The organism is Paraclostridium tenue (assembly GCF_039521565.1).
Classification (GTDB): Bacteria; Bacillota; Clostridia; order Peptostreptococcales; family Peptostreptococcaceae; genus Paraclostridium; species Paraclostridium tenue.
In genome coordinates this window covers 172072-189020 of the sequence record NZ_BAAACP010000001.1, presented here as the reverse complement: position 1 = coordinate 189020, position 16949 = coordinate 172072, and the positions used below count along the sequence as shown (strand labels likewise).

16 protein-coding genes are annotated in these 16949 nt (G+C 27.3%); all 16 read right to left on the bottom strand.

Annotated elements, in window-relative coordinates:
- Positions 1–3 precede the first annotated feature (3 nt).
- The 16 genes from ABFX13_RS00965 to efp all read right to left on the bottom strand — a co-directional run bounded on the left by ABFX13_RS00965 (position 4) and on the right by efp (position 16944).
- The gene (locus ABFX13_RS00965) at positions 4–2124 is read right to left on the bottom strand and encodes an adenosylcobalamin-dependent ribonucleoside-diphosphate reductase (protein WP_346041194.1); all 2121 of its coding nucleotides are present in this window, start codon (positions 2122–2124) and stop codon (positions 4–6) included.
- A gap of 167 nt (positions 2125–2291) precedes the next feature.
- A complete protein-coding gene (brnQ, locus tag ABFX13_RS00960) occupies positions 2292–3620 on the bottom strand; it encodes a branched-chain amino acid transport system II carrier protein (protein ID WP_346041192.1) in 1329 nt (442 codons plus the stop codon).
- 308 nt (positions 3621–3928) lie between these two features.
- Positions 3929–4834, bottom strand: coding sequence for a ribosome biogenesis GTPase YlqF (gene ylqF, locus ABFX13_RS00955; RefSeq protein ID WP_346041190.1), 906 nt, complete (start codon positions 4832–4834; stop codon positions 3929–3931).
- A 167-nt stretch (positions 4835–5001) separates the two neighbouring features.
- Complete coding sequence (gene rplS / locus ABFX13_RS00950; RefSeq protein WP_147543272.1) at positions 5002–5346, bottom strand: 50S ribosomal protein L19; 345 nt, start codon at positions 5344–5346, stop codon at positions 5002–5004.
- 106 nt (positions 5347–5452) lie between these two features.
- A complete protein-coding gene (trmD, locus tag ABFX13_RS00945) occupies positions 5453–6145 on the bottom strand; it encodes a tRNA (guanosine(37)-N1)-methyltransferase TrmD (protein ID WP_346041188.1) in 693 nt (230 codons plus the stop codon).
- Positions 6146–6160: 15 nt separating this feature from the next.
- A complete protein-coding gene (gene rimM / locus ABFX13_RS00940; RefSeq protein ID WP_346041186.1) occupies positions 6161–6676 on the bottom strand; it encodes a ribosome maturation factor RimM in 516 nt (171 codons plus the stop codon).
- A gap of 88 nt (positions 6677–6764) precedes the next feature.
- Positions 6765–6992: a KH domain-containing protein gene (locus tag ABFX13_RS00935; RefSeq protein ID WP_346041184.1), complete on the bottom strand. Its 228-nt coding sequence runs from the start codon at positions 6990–6992 to the stop codon at positions 6765–6767.
- A gap of 21 nt (positions 6993–7013) precedes the next feature.
- Positions 7014–7286 carry a 30S ribosomal protein S16 gene (gene rpsP, locus ABFX13_RS00930; protein ID WP_147543269.1) on the bottom strand — a complete coding sequence of 91 codons (273 nt, stop codon included), beginning with the start codon at positions 7284–7286 and terminating at the stop codon, positions 7014–7016.
- Between the two features lie 38 nt (positions 7287–7324).
- Entirely contained in the window at positions 7325–8677 is a 1353-nt protein-coding gene (gene ffh, locus ABFX13_RS00925) for a signal recognition particle protein (protein ID WP_346041182.1), read from the bottom strand.
- Positions 8674–9042 (bottom strand): YlxM family DNA-binding protein, encoded by a 369-nt coding sequence (ylxM, locus tag ABFX13_RS00920; protein WP_147543267.1) that lies wholly within the window; start codon positions 9040–9042, stop codon positions 8674–8676. Before ylxM ends, ffh begins: the two co-directional genes overlap by 4 nt.
- A gap of 101 nt (positions 9043–9143) precedes the next feature.
- On the bottom strand, positions 9144–10385 hold the full coding sequence (ftsY, locus tag ABFX13_RS00915; protein WP_346041179.1) for a signal recognition particle-docking protein FtsY: 1242 nt from the start codon (positions 10383–10385) through the stop codon (positions 9144–9146).
- An 11-nt stretch (positions 10386–10396) separates the two neighbouring features.
- Positions 10397–13954, bottom strand: coding sequence for a chromosome segregation protein SMC (gene smc, locus ABFX13_RS00910; protein ID WP_346041177.1), 3558 nt, complete (start codon positions 13952–13954; stop codon positions 10397–10399).
- Between the two features lie 27 nt (positions 13955–13981).
- Positions 13982–15052 carry an elongator complex protein 3 gene (locus ABFX13_RS00905; protein WP_346041175.1) on the bottom strand — a complete coding sequence of 357 codons (1071 nt, stop codon included), beginning with the start codon at positions 15050–15052 and terminating at the stop codon, positions 13982–13984.
- A 1-nt stretch (position 15053) separates the two neighbouring features.
- Complete coding sequence (gene rnc, locus ABFX13_RS00900; RefSeq protein ID WP_346041173.1) at positions 15054–15755, bottom strand: ribonuclease III; 702 nt, start codon at positions 15753–15755, stop codon at positions 15054–15056.
- A gap of 134 nt (positions 15756–15889) precedes the next feature.
- Positions 15890–16294, bottom strand: a complete 405-nt coding sequence (locus ABFX13_RS00895; protein ID WP_346041171.1) for a CD1247 N-terminal domain-containing protein — start codon at positions 16292–16294, stop codon at positions 15890–15892.
- 92 nt (positions 16295–16386) lie between these two features.
- Positions 16387–16944, bottom strand: coding sequence for an elongation factor P (efp, locus tag ABFX13_RS00890; protein ID WP_147543261.1), 558 nt, complete (start codon positions 16942–16944; stop codon positions 16387–16389).
- Positions 16945–16949 lie beyond the last annotated feature (5 nt).

Genomic DNA, 16949 nt, shown 5'->3' with positions numbered 1-16949 from the left:
AATCTAATTACATCCACTATATCCACATTTTAAGCAAATACTGCATCCTCCTGTATTTGCCATTTGTTCATTTCCACATTCTGGACATATAAATTTTTCATTTTCTTCTTTTGTTATTGACAACTCATTTTTAGGAGTATCCTCTTTCTCTTTTTTAGGTTTTTCATTTATAAGTACACCACTTCTTTTACAACCATCTCTAAATATTGTTATACCTTTAAGTTTAGCTTTCCATGCACTCATATAAATCTCATATACATCTTCAACAGTAGCTTCATGTTGTAAATTAATTGTAGAAGAAATTGATGCATCTATATATTGCTGCCAAGCTTGTTGCATTTTTATTCTATCATTAAAATTCAAATTCATTGCTGTTACAAATATATCTGGTAAATCTTTTTCATCTGTTACATTTTTTAAATCCATATATTCTTTTACTATTGGAGTATAAATTTTGTAATATACATCTTCATCATGTAAACTTTCAGTTTTTCTTATATAAGATAAATTAAATATAGGCTCAATACCTCCACTTATTCCCAACATTGTAGATATAGAGCCCGTAGGTGGTATTGTAAGTAATTGAGAATTTCTAAGTCCATATAACTTAACTAATTCTTTTATATCTTCATCTATATTTCTTCTAAAAAATTCTGATTTAAATATACATTCTTCTTTATATTCTTTAAATGGACCATGTTCTTTTGCAAGAAGTGCCGATTGTTTAACTGCTTCATTTAACATTGTTTTTGCAATTAAACTACATAAGTTTATAGATTTTTCTGATCCATATCTTATATTCATCTTAATAAGCATATCTCCTATACCCATAACCCCTAATCCTATTTGTCTGTATTTAGAAACACTTATTTTTTGCTCATCTAAAGGATGTAAGTTTAAACCTTCATCTAACACTTCATTTAAAGCTATAACAGCTTCTCTAACACATGCTTTAAACTTATTAATATCAAAAGTAGCACCTTCATAAAAAGGTTGTATAACAAACTCTGATAAGTTTATAGAGCCAAGTAAACAACTCCCTCCACTTGGAAGTGGTTCTTCTGCACATGGATTAACTCCAGCAAAAGAAAAAGTATTATCTTCACTCATAAGATGATATTTTTTTATATTGTCCCAAAATAATATGCCAGGCTCTGCGTAGTCCCAATTATTTTTACATAACTTCATAAATAACTTTCTTGCATCTACTTCTTTTATTATACGTTCCTTATTTGTATCAACTGCAAATTCACATTTGTATTTTTCATTATTTTCAACAGCTTTCATAAATTCATCATTTATTCTTACAGATATATTTGCTTTAGTTATTTTATTTAAATCAGTTTTTATATCTATAAAATCTTCTATGTCAGGATGCTTAACTTCCATAGATATCATAAGTGCACCTCTTCTACCCCTTTGGCCTATTAATCCTGTAGTCATACTATACAACTCCATAAAAGAAACTGACCCAGTTGTATGTTTAGCAGAATTATTAACTTTAGCTCCTTTAGGTCTTAACTTTGAAATATCAATTCCTACTCCACCTCCATAACTAAAAGTTCTAGCAAGTTTTTTTGCTGTATCAAATATATCTTCTAAGTTATCTTTTGGTGGCTCTAGTACATAGCAATTTGAATATGTAACTTTTAAATTATCTTTATATAAACCCCTATTTGCTAAAATCCTACCTGCAAATAAAAATTTCTTCTGTCTTATCAATTTTGCAATTCTAGTATTTTTAGCAGATATTCTATTTATCCAATCATCAAACTTTTCATCGTTATATCTATATTTATTTTTCCATATAGATTTTTGAAGTTCATCCATATCCCAAGGTTTCTTTCTTATATTAGCTCTTTTTTCCCTATAAAGAATATAATGTTTAGCTACATCTTTTCTATTTGATTCCATAAGCAATACTTCTACTAAGTCTTGTATTTCTTCTACAGTAAATGATTTACGTCTATTTTTAAAAATTTCTTCTACTTTATTAGATATATCTATTCCTAATTTTTCATCTATCCCTTTTTCACTATTTATAGTAGATTTGTAAATGGCATCTGCTATTTTAGTTTTACTAAATTTTTCAATACTTCCATCTCGTTTTATAATTTTTTTCATATTAAACCTCCAAGTTATACCCTTTTTACACTATTTATATAGATACACTTTTTGAGTATGATGTTAAACACAATAAATTTTTAAAGTTTAATTAATCATTCAATATAAATAAAAAAAGTCGCTGATATTTATATCAACGACTTTATATTTCCTTATATTAACTTACTTTATTCGCAATTTGCATCTATACTTACACATTCACTTGGCTTTATAAAACTTCCTAAAATTCCTCCTACTATTGCAGGTACTATCCAATTAAATCCTATAGGCGCAAATGGAAGTGAAGATAAATATGGTATATTTATAGGTAAACCATATGTTTTAGCTAATGAGTTTACTACTCCTAAAATACTAACTATTAAAGTCACATAAGCTGCACCTTTAAATATATTATCATTTTTTATTTTATCTGAGAATAAAGTCATAACTACTAATAATATAGTTACAGGATAAACTATATCTAATATAGGTGCTGATACTTTTATTATAGTTCCAACTCCAAAGTTTGATACAATTGCACTAAATACACAAACTACTGTAACTACTACTTCATACTTTAACTTATTCTTAGTAAGCTTAGTAAAATATTGTCCTGTTGCTGAAGTTAATCCTATAGCAGTTGTTAAACATGCTAATGCTACTATGATACCTAATATAACTTTTCCAGGATATCCAAGTAATTGTTCTGTTATTCCAACTATTAATGATGTTTGAGATATAGTACTTATATCTTGACCCACATAACCTTTAGATATTGTAGCACCTAAGAATGTAAGTCCACCATATACAAAACATAAAGCTATTCCAGCTACTATACCAGCTTTTAATGTTAAGCTAACTTTTTCTGAATTTGATTCATATCCTTTATTATGAAGAGATGCAATTACTATAGTTGAAAGTGCAACTGCTCCTAATGCATCCATAGTTTGATATCCTTGTGAAACTCCATTTGAAAATACATTCTGAACCATAGTTTCTGGATTTATTTCTCCTAACGGAGTAACTATACCTTTTATTATTAAAACTGCTAGTGCTACAAGAAGCGCTGGCGTTAATATTTTTCCTATTATATCCACAACCTTAGATGGTCTGATTGTAAGTAATAATACTACAACAAAGAATATTATAGAGAATATTATTGGAGATACTGAATTTCCTATTATTGGTTGTATTCCCATCTCAAATGTAGTAGCTGCTGTTCTAGGTATTGCTAGTAAAGGTCCTAAACATACCATTATAGCCACGCCTATTATTAATGCTAATGTTTTTCCTGATCTACATAATATCTTATTTACTTCTCCTCCACACTTAGCTGCTGCTGCTATAGCAATTAAAGCTAACCCTACATCTGCTAATATAAAACCTGAGAACCCTGTTATCCAACTCTCACCTGATATAAGTCCTAAAAATGGTGGGAATATAAGATTTCCTGCTCCAAAAAACATAGCAAATAGTGCAAAGCCTACTACTATTATATCTTTGTTCGTATCCTTCATATTAAATCCCCCTCTAAAGTTTCTTTTAATTAAATATTCTGAAAATATTATACGATATATATTCCTAACTGTCAATAATATTATAAATATATGCAATGTTTTGAAAATTTCAGATTATTATCTAAATCGAATTATTTAACTTTTTTTAAACTTATTCTGATTAAAAACATAATTTTTAATTTTATAATTTTTTGTGTTTTTTTCTAAAAAAATAAGAGATTAAATAAATTAAATTTCAAAAATAATTTTTATACAAAATCACTAAATCAATTTAATTTTTCAATCTCTTTTGTATATTGCATATATTTTTATTCAGTAATCATATCTTTAGGTATTTCTAAAGTTATTCTTCCTATCTTTCCATCTCTAAATTCATTTAATACAGTAGTAGCTATTCTAGTATAATCTAATTCATTTCTTCTTAATATAAGACCTCTTTTTACTCCTATCATTTCCATAGTTTCTAAAGGTTTTTGTCCTAATTCATTTAATTTATATCTTTCTTTTAATTTTTCTGGTTCTATTTCCATCAACTTTTCAATTAATCTAAGTCCTAATGTATCAACATCTAAAACTTCATCTTTTATTGCTCTACAAAAAGCTAATTTTAATGCAACTTCTTCATCTTCAAACTTAGGCCATAATATACCTGGTGTATCTAATAACTCTAAGTTTCCTTTCAGCTTAACCCACTGTTTTCCTTTAGTTACTCCTGGCTTATCTCCAGTTTGAGTACTTTTTCTTCCTGTAAGCTTATTTATAAGAGAAGATTTCCCTACATTTGGTATACCTACTATCATAATTCTTATAGGTCTTTCTATTCTTCCTTTTTTAACTAAGGCTTCCATCTTTTCTTTTGTTTCATTCTTACATTCTTCTATTATTTTATTAATACCTTTACCTTTTAAAGTATCTACAGGTATAGCCTTAATTCCTCTTTTTTTATAATAGTCAACCCATTGATTTAACTTATTTGGATCAGATATATCACTCTTGTTTAATACCACAACTCTTGGCTTATCACCAACAAATCTATCAATATCTGGATTTCTACTACTAAACGGAATTCTAGCATCTAAAAGCTCTACGACAACATCAACTAATTTTAAGTTATTTTTAACTAATTCTTTAGTTTTTTTCATATGCCCCGGATACCAGTTTATGTGTAAACTTTCATCCCTTAAATATTCATCTGTCATTCTTTGTATTTTCATATTTTTTCTCCTTTTTATAATATTAAAAACACAAATTATTTTTTATATTAAATTTATAATTTATATTTATTTATATTTTAAAATTAATTAAAGTTTATATTCACAATAAAATTCTTATATTTAAAAAAGGAGACTGAAATTTCAGTCCCCTGTATAGTAAAGTTTAATTATCTAGCTTCTTTTATCTTAGCAGCTTTTCCTACTCTACCTCTTAAGTAAGTTAACTTAGCTCTTCTTACTTTACCTTTTCTAGTTACTTCTATCTTCTCTATCTTTGGAGAATGAACAGGGAATGTTCTTTCTACTCCAACGTTGAAAGATATTTTTCTTACAGTGAAAGTTTCTCTAGCCCCTCCACCTTGTCTCTTTAATACAACACCTTCGAATACTTGTATTCTTTCTCTTTTTCCTTCAACTATTCTAACGTGTACTTTTACTGTGTCCCCAGGTCCAAAGTTAGGAACATCATTTTTTAATTGTTCTTGCTCTAATGATCTTAATATTTCGTTCATTTTAATCCTCCTGGTATCATAGACGCTCTTAATTACTTGACCATTTGTAAACAGAGGAACGCCCGTTTTATTTTTTCAACAGATTTTATTATACTATATGTCCTATTTATTTACAAGCTTTTTTGTATAAATCAGGACGTCTTTCTTTAGTTATTTCAATAGATTTCTCATGTCTCCATTCATCTATCTTCTTATGATTTCCAGATAGTAAAACTTCTGGAACTTCTATTCCCATAAATTCTCTAGGTCTAGTATAATGAGGGTATTCTAATAAATTATCTTTAAATGATTCTTCTTCAAAAGATTCATTTTGATTTAAAACTCCAGGTATAAGTCTTGATATAGAGTCAATAAGTATAAGTGCAGGAAGTTCTCCTCCTGTTAATACATAATCCCCTATAGATATTTCATCTGTTACTATAGAATCTATTATTCTTTGATCTATACCTTCATAGTGCCCACATAACAATATAACATCTTTAAATGTTGACATTTCACTAGCTATATTTTGACTGTGTACTTTGCCCTTAGGCGTTAAGTATATAACCCTTGGTTCTTTTATATTGAATTTATCGACTATATGCTTATATGTATCATATATAGGTTGAGGAGTCATAACCATACCTGCTCCTCCACCAAAAGGATAATCATCTACCTTTTTGTGCTTGTTAGTTGAAAAGTCTCTTATATTGTAAATATTTACTTCTATAATTCCTTTTTCTACTGCTCTTTTCATTATACTTTCACTCATATATGAATTGAATATTTCTGGGAATAAAGTCATTATATGAAATCTCATAATATCACCTTAAATTTATTCTAACATTCCCTTTATTGGGTCTATTATCATTTTTCCTTCTTCTATATCTATTTCAGGTACAAATTTCATGACTGCTGGTATAAGATATTCTTTATCATCTTCACCTTTTATAACATATACATCATTTGCTGAGTATTGTAATACATCATCTAGTGTACCTACATATTCATCATTTACTGTATATACTTTAATTCCTATCATATCAGCTATAAAGAATTCATCTTCTTCAAGATCTCTAGATTCTTCTCTTGATACGTATACGTTTTTACCTCTTAATTTTTCAGCCATTTCAACTGTATCAATACCTTTTATTTTCATTATAACTAGATTACCTTTATATCTAACCCTTTCAACTTTATATTCAGTATTAAAGTCTTTTCCTATATAAAAAGTATTTAAGTCATCAAATCTATATATATCATCAGTCGTAGAGTAAACTCTTACTTCACCTTTTAATCCTTGTGTCTTTACGATTTGTCCTATTTTAAAATGAGTTAATTTATTTTCCATAATCTCACCTTCTTCAAAAAATTATGCTTTATCTTTGTGTAATATATACAAAGTATATACAAAAAGGATTAGGTTAATACCTAATCCTTTATATTATTTCAAGAGTAACCTTTTTATGGCCTCTATTTGAAGCAGATTTTATAACAGTTCTTATAGCTTTAGCTATTCTACCCTGCTTACCGATAACCTTACCCATGTCATCTTGAGCAACTTTTAATTTTAGAATTGTTTCATCTCCATTAAAAGTTTCCTCTACTTCAACTGCCTCTGGATTATCGACAAGAGCTTTTGCTATATCTAGTACTAGCTCTTTCATATCAATTCGCTCCTATAAAAATTACTTAGCTTGCTTAGAAGCTTCGAACTTTTCCATTACTCCGTTGTTAACTAATAAAGTTTTAACTGTATCAGTTGGTTGAGCTCCACATCCTAACCATTTAACAGCTTTCTCATCGTTTATTTTAACTTGCTTTGGTTGAGAAACTGGGTTGTAGAATCCTATTTCTTCTATGAACTTTCCATCTCTTGGAGATCTTGAATCTGCTACTACTATTCTGTAGAAAGGTTTTTTGTTAGATCCCATTCTTTTTAATCTTATTTTAACTGCCATATCGACACCTCCGAAAAAATTTATCTTTTTGTTTTCTATTATTTAAAGAAAGGTAAACCGGCAAAGCCTCCCCTTTTCTTCATGCTTTTTTGAGTTCCTGTAAACATCTTCATCATCTTTTTCATTTCACCAAATTGCTTTATAAGTCTGTTTACATCTTGAACACTAGTACCACTACCTCTTGCTATTCTTTTCTTTCTAGAAGCATTTAATATACTAGGATTTCTTCTTTCTTCTATTGTCATAGACTGTACTATTGCCTTAGTCCTAACAATTTCTTTATTATTCATATCTATGTCCCCAAGTTGGTCTTTTACTTGTCCCATTCCTGGTATCATTTCTAAAACCTTATTAAGAGGACCCATCTTTTGAATTTGTTCCATTTGTTCTAAGAAATCTTCAAAATCAAGTTCTTGCTTTTTGATTTTATTTTCTAATTCCTTAGCTTTTTCTAAATCTATATTTTCTTGAGCCTTTTCTATTAAGCTTAGTATATCACCCATACCTAATATTCTAGACGCCATTCTATCTGGATGGAAAGGCTCTAAGTCATCTAGCTTTTCTCCCATACCTATGAATTTTATAGGTTTTTGTGTTACAGCTCTTATTGAAAGTGCTGCTCCACCTCTAGTGTCACCATCAAGTTTAGTTAAAATAACACCATCTACTCCAAGTGCATCATTAAAACTCTCAGCAACATTTACTGCATCTTGCCCTGTCATAGAGTCAACAACTAATAGTATCTCATGAGGTTTAATTTCTGACTTAATATTTTTTAATTCATCCATTAATGTTTCATCTATATGAAGTCTACCAGCTGTATCTATTATAACTAAATCGTGATTATTTTTTAATGCATGATTATATCCAGCTTTAGCAATATTTACCGGGCTTTCTTTATCACCCATACTAAATACTGGTATATCTAATTTTTCTCCTACAACTTGTAATTGCTTTATTGCTGCAGGTCTATATATATCACAAGCCACTAATAAAGGCTTTTTACCTTGCTTTTTAAAGTATCCTCCAAGTTTACCAGATGTAGTTGTTTTACCTGCACCTTGTAATCCTACCATCATTATAACTGTTGGTGGTTTTGGTGATATCATTATTTTACTTTGAACATCACCCATTAAACTTGTAAGTTCTTCATTAACTATTTTTATAACATGTTGTGCTGGTGTCAAGCTTTCCATTACCTCTTGACCTACAGCTCTTTCTTGAACTTTCTTTACAAAATCTTTAACTACCTTAAAGTTAACATCAGCTTCTAATAAAGCTAATTTAACTTCTCTCATAGCATCTTTAACATCTTTTTCAGTAAGCTTTCCTTTAGACTTTAATTTATCTAAAGCTCCCTGTAGTTTATCTGCTAATCCTTCAAATATCATTTTAACATCTCCCTACATACATCTTCTAAATTTTCTAACTTAGGGATTAAATTAGCACAATCTCTATTTTGCAATAAATCTTGTTTAATGTCAACAACTTTATTATATATGTCTTGTGTAAACTTTTCACGCTCTTTTGACTTTTTTACTAAACCTAATTTGGCTTCATAATCTTTTAATATTTTTTCTGAACGCTTTAATGTATCATAAACTCCTTGTCTAGATACACTTAAATTTTCACTGATTTCTCCAAGAGAATAATCTTCATTATAATAAAGGGATACAATTTCTCTTTGTTTATCAGTTAGAAGCATTTTGTATTGTTCAAACAATAACCCAATCTCTACTAATTTTTCTAGATTCATTATTACACTTCCCACTTACTATACTGTAAAGGTGATTTCCTTTACACATTGTATTTTATATCATACTAATAAAGTTGTCAACAGTTATTTTAAAAAGCTAATTAGTTCCCAAATAATGCATCTATAAATGCTTTTGAATCAAAATCTTGTAAGTCTTGTACTTGTTCTCCAACACCTATAAGTTTTACAGGAACATCAACTTCTGATTTAACAGCTAAAACTACTCCACCTTTTGCAGTACCATCTAACTTAGTTAAAACTATACCAGTAATATCTGCAACTTCTTTAAATGTTTTAGCTTGAGAAACTGCATTTTGTCCAGTAGTAGCGTCCACAACTAATAAAACTTCCTTTTTAGCTTCTGGATATTCTCTGTCTACTATTTTAAATACTTTTCCTAGTTCATTCATTAAGTTAGTTTTATTATGAAGTCTTCCAGCTGTATCACATATTAATATATCTGCTTTTCTAGCTTTAGCTGCTTTGACAGCATCAAATATTACAGCTCCAGGGTCAGCTCCCTCTTGATGTTTTATTATATCAACATTACTTCTATTAGCCCATACTTCTAATTGCTCTATAGCTGCTGCTCTAAATGTATCTCCTGCTGCTAATACTACTTTTTTACCTTGTTTAGTATATCTATTAGCTAATTTACCTATAGTAGTAGTTTTTCCAACTCCATTTACTCCTACCATTAAGATTATATTTGGCCCTTTTTCCATATCTAACTTTGAATCTTCCTCACCTAACATATCAGAAATTATAGTTTTTAATTCATCTCTAACAGCTAGTGGATCTGTTATACCTTTAGATTTTATAGCATCTCTTAATCTATCTATCATTTCCATAGTTGTGTTTACACCAACGTCTGCTGTAATTAGTATTTCTTCAAGTTCTTCTAAAAGATCTTCATCTATAGTTGTATATGAATTTAAAACAGCATCAATTTTGTCAGTTATTCCTTGTTTTGCCTTTGTTAAACCTTGTTTTAATCTAGCAAACAATCCACCACTTTCTTCTTCTTCTTCTTCTTCTTCTTCTTCTTCTTCTTCTTCTTCTTCTTCTTCTTCTTCTTCTAAAGAATTATTTTCTTTATTTTCTATCTCATCAACATTTTTTTCAACTTCTATAGTTTCTTCCTTAATTTCTACAGATTCTACATTAAATTCTGAAGCTTCACTAATTTTTTCTTCTTCAGGTGCTACTTCATTTTCTACAACTTCACTTATATTTTCTTTATTATCATCTTCAAGTTCTACTACTTCTTCAGATTTTTTATTTTCTTCAACTATGTTTTCTTCCTCTTTTTTCTTGTTAAATTTAAATAGCTTTTTAAACATAGCTTTCCTCCTTATACTATATCTTTTGTTAATTCTTTAGCTTCTTTTAATTGAAGACTTATAACTTTGGATATTGCTTTTTCTTGCATTGTAACTCCATATATATAATCTGCAACCTCCATAGTTCCTCTTCTATGTGTTATTGATATAAATTGTGTGTCCTTAGATAATTCTTTTAAAAATTCTCCAAATCGATATATATTAGCATCATCTAATGGAGCTTCTATCTCATCTAGTATACAAAATGGAGTTGGTTTAGCTAAAAGTATTGCAAATAATATACTTATTGCTGTAAGTGCTTTTTCTCCTCCTGATAAAAGATTTAGATTTTTCATTTTCTTTCCTGGTGGTTGTGCAACTATTTCTATATCACTTTCTAGTATACTTTCTTTATCTACTATTTTAAGTTCACCATTACCTCCACCAAATAACTTTTTATATACAAACTTAAAATTCTCATTTATTAATGTGAATTTTTCCTTAAATTCTTTTTTCATATTATCTTCAAGTTCTCTTATAAGTTTATATATTACATCTATAGATTCTTCTAGATCTTTCTTTTGCTCACTATAAAAGTCATATCTTTCTTTTATTTCTTCATACTCTTTTATAGAATCAAGATTTACATTTCCTAGATTTTTCATATCTCTTTTTAAAGATTCTAATTCTTTTTTATCTATAACTATAGATTCATCCTTTAATTTAATTGCTTCCTCAAGAGTTATCTCATATTCTTCTATTAACTTCTCTATATAATTTTCTTGAGATGTTTTTAATCTTTCTATCTTATTTTCTACTTTAAATAAGCTTTCTTGGATTTTCATAAACTGTCTATCTATATTTTTCAATTCTATAGATAAGTTGTCTCTATTTTTCTTTATAGATTCTTTTTGCTCTTTTTGTAAATTTAACTTTTTATTTTCATCTATAATTTGATTTTCTAAATTTTCTTTTTCAGATGTTTCTATCTTTATTTGTTCTTGTAACTTAATCTTACTCTCTTTATTGTTTTTAAGTTGTATCTTTGCTGATTCCAATACACTTAATTGATATTTGTTTTCTTTATCAATTCTTTCTATATCTTTTAGTATACTTTCATAAATTTGATTTAATTTAGTATATTCTATATTTAAACCATCAAATTTATTTTTATCAACTTCATATATATCATTAAATTCTTTAAGTTTTAAATTTAATTTATCAATCTCACCTTTATTAAATATATGCTTTTTATCTATATCACTTATCTCATCTTTTAAAGAATTTGTTTTTGTTAAAATATACTCTAAATTCTCTGATAGACCTTTCTTTTCATTTTGTAATTTTGATAAATTATCTTCTAAGTTTTTTAATTCATCATTTGAATTTTTTATACTAGTATTTATAAATACTAGTTTTTTATCATTTTCGCTTAACTCTAACTTTATGTTTTCTATTTTTTCTGACTCTAAATTAATATCATTACTTAGTTTTAATTTATTTTCATCGAATAAATCTAAAGATTTTTTCTCTGTTACGATTTTTTCTTTAAATTCTTCAATAAGTCTTTTTCTTGAAAGTATATTCCCATTAGTCCTTATTGTTCCTCCAGTTAAAGCTCCTCCTGGATTTAGTATTTCTCCATCTAATGTCACAACTTTATATCTGTGATTAGTTTCCCTAGCAAATTTTATAGCTTCATCCATATTACTTATAACTATAGTTCGACCTAATATATTTTCTATTATATTTTTATATTTATTATCAAAATTGACTAACTCACTAGCTATTCCTATGTATTTTGTAGTACTTTTTATTGAGTTTTTATCTATCTTATTAGATTTAATTATATTTAAAGGTAAAAATGTAACTCTTCCTAAGTTATTTTTCTTTAAATAATTTATAGCTAATTTTGCGCTGTTCTCATCTTTAGTTATTATATTTTGCATATAACTACCTAGTGATGCTTCTAATGCTTTTTCATATTCTTTAGAAGATGATATAACTTGTCCTAGTGCTCCATATATACCATCTAAATTTTTATTTTTTAAAATTTCTTTTACACCTTTATTAAATCCTTCATAGTGCTTTTCCATATCTATATATATATTTAACTTAGAATTATATTCATTTAACTTTAACTTAGAGTGTTGAATATCTCTTTCAACTTTCTTATACCCTTCTTTTAAAGAGCTTATATTTTTATCAACTTCACTACAATCTTGTCTTAATTTTTCTATTAAGTTTAAAAACTCTTCTTTAACTTTATTATAATTTAATATTTCTTCATTTTTACTACATATATTTTTTTCTATGTAATTTATTTCTGTATTTATAGTCTCAGTTCTTTTTTCAATATTTTCTATATTTGCATTTAAAGTAGATAATTTATTTGCACTGTTTTGTTTAGAATCTAATAAACTTATTATTTCATCTTTTAAGTTTTCAACTTCTTGAATTAAACTGCTTATATTATCTTTTTTATTTTTATTTTGTAATTCTATATCATTTATTTGATTTTTTATATCATTTAAATTATTAAAAACATCGTCTTTATTTTGATTTAAATTACTTAATTCTATCTTATTGTTATTTAATTTCTCATTTATAGTAGTTATTTCATTATCATTTCTTAATATATCATTATTACAATTTTTTATCTTTTCATTAAGAACACTTAATTCTGAATATTTTTTATTTATTACTCCATTTATTGTGTTTATATATTCAACAGTCTTATTTATCTTATCATCTATATCTACAATTTCTTCATTAGATTTAGTTAATGAGTTTTCTAATTTATCTTTTTTAATTTTAACATCTTTAATTTGGTTTAATAATAAATTATTATGATTTATCGACTCATTAACTTGATTGTCTACATCTTCTATTTCCTTTATATAACTATTAACTTCAAGAGTTTTTAATTTTTCTTTTATTTCTAAATATTTAATAGCTTTTTTTTGCTGAACCTCTAAAGGTTTTAGTTGATTTTCTATTTCAATATATATATCTTCAATTCTATTTAGGTTTTCTTTTGTATTTTTCAAATTTCTCTCTGCTTCTTGTTTTTTATATCTATATTTAGAAATTCCACAAGCTTCATCGAACACTTTTCTTCTATTTACAGGATTATTGCTAAGTATTTCATCTACTTTACCTTGTTCTATTATAGAATATCCATCTTTACCTATTCCTGTATCAAGTAAAAGTTCTTTTATATCTTTTAATCTACATGATTTATTATTTAAGAAAAATTCACTTTCTCCACTTCTATAAGCTCTTCTTTTTATAGTTATTTCACTATATTCTAAGTCTAACTTTTTATCACTGTTATCTATAGTTAATGCAACTTCACAATAATTCATAGCTTTTTTAGTATCTGTTCCTGCAAAAACTACATCTTCTAATTTATCCCCTCTTAAACTTTTTATACTTTGTTCTCCTAATACCCATCTTACAGCATCTGATATATTACTTTTACCACTTCCATTTGGTCCAACTATAGCAGTTATACCTTCATTAAAAAGTACATCCGTTTTAGCCGGAAAAGATTTAAATCCTTTAAGTTCTAATCTTTTTAAATACAATATCTGTCTCTCCCTTCAATAATAAAACTAAAGGTTATATATTTGTTTTAAAACACTATATATCTCATTAATATTAATCTCTATGAGTTTTTTATCATCTATAATAAAACCTAATTTATCTATATCCAAATCATCTTCCTTAGTTTTTAATAAAATTCCGTATTTTTCTTTTAATTCTTTAACATTAGATTTTTTATTGCCTAATATTCTAGATACATTTTTCTTATTAACTAACACTTTAATATTTTCTTTAGCCTCATATTTATTTATTAAATATTCAATATAATCTCCATACATTTTACTTTCAACTAACTCTCTATATGCTGGATGGTATGGACCAGCCAATACTTCTTTACCTATAGCTATATCTTCTGTAGCTTGTAATCCAACTCTTATAACATTTATGTTATTTGTATAAAACAGTACTAATACTTTTTTGACAATTTCTATACTTTCATTTAATGTAAATGGTATATATTTATTTTCTTCTAATAATTTTTCAAGTCCTGTCTCTTTAACTACTAATGTAGGGTACACCCTTACACAATCTGGATTTAATTTTATAAATTCTTTAGCTGTATATATACATTTTTCTTCAGTATCAGATGGAAGTCCTATCATCATTTGAAGCCCTAGTTTTATTCCATATTTTTTTATAAGATTAGCACTTTCAAATACATCTTTATCACTATGACCTCTTACACTATCAATTAAAACTCTATCATCTAATGATTGTACTCCAAGTTCTATTATACTAACTTTATATTCTTTTAACATAGTTAATATTTCATCATTTATACAATCTGGTCTTGTAGACATTCTTATATCACTTACTATATTTTTGTCTACATATTCTTTCGCTACAGAAAGTAAATTTCTTTGTATATCCATATCTATAGCTGTAAAACTACCTCCAAAAAATGCTATTTCAATACTTGCATCTTTGTCTATAGTAGTTAAATATTCTTCAATTATTCTTCTAACATCATCGCTAGTAATATCTGTACTTACTCCAGTTATCTTTTTTTGATTACAAAATATACAATCATGTGGACAACCTCTATGTGGAACAAATATAGGTATTATTCTTTTTTTCATATTACATCATCCTTCTTAATGCTTGTTTTGCAGCTGATTGTTCTGCTTCTTTCTTACTCTTTCCTTCTCCACGTCCTAATACTTCATCATTTAACTTAACTTGCATTACAAATCTTTTATTATGGTCTGGTCCAATTTCTTCAACTAAATTATAAGTTATATTGCTTTCTCCCTGGCTTTGTACAACTTCTTGTAAATGAGTCTTATAGTCTCTGAAGATTCTTCCTTTTATAGAGTCTTGTATTATTTCTTTCATATGGTCCAAAACAAATACTTTAGCTTCTTCTATTCCACCATCTAAGTATATAGCTGCTATAACAGCTTCAAAAGCATCTGCTAATATAGATGAACGTTCTCTTCCCCCTGTGGCTTCTTCTCCTCTACCTAAAAGAATATGTCTACCAAGTTTTATCTCCTTAGCTACATCACTTAAAGACTCTTCACAAACTATATTGGCTCTTAATTTTGTTAACTCACCTTCTGGGAGTTTTGTCTCATTTTTAAATAAGTAATCACTTATTACTATTCCTAATACAGAATCACCTAAAAATTCTAATCTCTCATTAAACGAGTATGCTTTATTTTCATTAGAGTATGAACTATGTGTTAAAGCTTCTAATATATATTCTTTATTTTTGAATTTATATTTTATTATATCTTCGAAATTAGATATATTGCTTAATATACTTGATTTTATTTTCATTTAACTACCTCCAGCTTAAATCTCTCTAGACTATAGTGTACTATTTTTCTAAAATTATTGCAAAAGATAAAATATAAAGGCCTATGAAACTTATATGAATTCATAGGCTTTATATTTTATTACACTATAAAATTTTACTTTTCGTCATAACAATCACAATCAGAATCTAATTCATCAGCTGATAAAATTATTGATTGACAATTAGGACATACAATATCAACATCTTCATCATATAATAAATCTTCATCTATTTCTACAAAATCATTGCAACTTGGGCATTCCATTTCTATATAATTGAATTCATCATCTTCATCGTCTTCATATATGTCATCTTCTATATCTGCTAAATCTTCATCTATAGATTCAACATAATCAATAAGTTCTATTTGTTCTTCTTCTAATTCTACTATAGCATCTGCAAAACTTTCTAAAACATCTACTATTTTATGTATTATTTTGCCTTCTTTTGTATCTTCACTTATCTCTAGACCTTCAGCAAGACCTTTTAAGTATGCAACTTCTTCATATAAATGTTTCATTTGTACCCCTCACTTTCATAATTTTGTTTATATAAATTTAAAAGCCCATATATCTATTATTAGATATATAAGCTTTTATATACATGTTATTATTAAACTCTTGATAAATATTCTCCAGTTCTTGTATCTATCTTTATTCTATCTCCTATATTTATGAATAAAGGTACTTGAACTACTGCACCAGTTTCAACTGTAGCTGATTTAGTAACGTTACTTGCAGTATCTCCTTTTATTCCTGGTTCTGTTTCAACTATTTCAAGTTCTGCAAAGTTTGGAGCTTCAACTTGGAATGGTTGTCCTTGGTAGAATCTTATTGTTGCAGTTTCATTTTCTTTTAAGAATTTGATTGCATCCTCAACCTTTTCATAATCTAGTGGTATTTGTTCAAATGTTTCGTTATCCATGAAGTAGTATAATTCTCCATCATTGTATAAGTATTGCATTTGTCTAGTATCTATATGAGCTTTAGGAAACTTATCACTTGGGTTGAAAGCTTCTTCTCTTATAGCTCCTGTTTTTAAGTTTTTGTACTTAGTTCTAACAAATGCTGCACCTTTACCTGGCTTAACATGTTGGAAGTCAACTATTAAACATGGTTGTCCATCCTTTTCAAATGTTACACCTTTTCTAAAATCACCTGCTGTTACCATATTTG

What these genes read in the sequence shown, in the direction of transcription:
- ABFX13_RS00965 (WP_346041194.1), bottom strand. Translation starts at nt 2,124, where the DNA reads ATGAAAAAAATTATAAAACGAGATGGAAGTATTGAAAAATTTAGTAAA.
- brnQ (WP_346041192.1), bottom strand. Translation starts at nt 3,620, where the DNA reads ATGAAGGATACGAACAAAGATATAATAGTAGTAGGCTTTGCACTATTT.
- ylqF (WP_346041190.1), bottom strand. Translation starts at nt 4,834, where the DNA reads ATGAAAATACAAAGAATGACAGATGAATATTTAAGGGATGAAAGTTTA.
- rplS (WP_147543272.1), bottom strand. Translation starts at nt 5,346, where the DNA reads ATGAACGAAATATTAAGATCATTAGAGCAAGAACAATTAAAAAATGAT.
- trmD (WP_346041188.1), bottom strand. Translation starts at nt 6,145, where the DNA reads ATGAGATTTCATATAATGACTTTATTCCCAGAAATATTCAATTCATAT.
- rimM (WP_346041186.1), bottom strand. Translation starts at nt 6,676, where the DNA reads ATGGAAAATAAATTAACTCATTTTAAAATAGGACAAATCGTAAAGACA.
- ABFX13_RS00935 (WP_346041184.1), bottom strand. Translation starts at nt 6,992, where the DNA reads ATGAAAGAGCTAGTACTAGATATAGCAAAAGCTCTTGTCGATAATCCA.
- rpsP (WP_147543269.1), bottom strand. Translation starts at nt 7,286, where the DNA reads ATGGCAGTTAAAATAAGATTAAAAAGAATGGGATCTAACAAAAAACCT.
- ffh (WP_346041182.1), bottom strand. Translation starts at nt 8,677, where the DNA reads ATGATATTTGAAGGATTAGCAGATAAACTACAGGGAGCTTTAGATAAA.
- ylxM (WP_147543267.1), bottom strand. Translation starts at nt 9,042, where the DNA reads ATGAATCTAGAAAAATTAGTAGAGATTGGGTTATTGTTTGAACAATAC.
- ftsY (WP_346041179.1), bottom strand. Translation starts at nt 10,385, where the DNA reads ATGTTTAAAAAGCTATTTAAATTTAACAAGAAAAAAGAGGAAGAAAAC.
- ABFX13_RS00905 (WP_346041175.1), bottom strand. Translation starts at nt 15,052, where the DNA reads ATGAAAAAAAGAATAATACCTATATTTGTTCCACATAGAGGTTGTCCA.
- rnc (WP_346041173.1), bottom strand. Translation starts at nt 15,755, where the DNA reads ATGAAAATAAAATCAAGTATATTAAGCAATATATCTAATTTCGAAGAT.
- ABFX13_RS00895 (WP_346041171.1), bottom strand. Translation starts at nt 16,294, where the DNA reads ATGAAACATTTATATGAAGAAGTTGCATACTTAAAAGGTCTTGCTGAA.
- efp (WP_147543261.1), bottom strand. Translation starts at nt 16,944, where the DNA reads ATGGTAACAGCAGGTGATTTTAGAAAAGGTGTAACATTTGAAAAGGAT.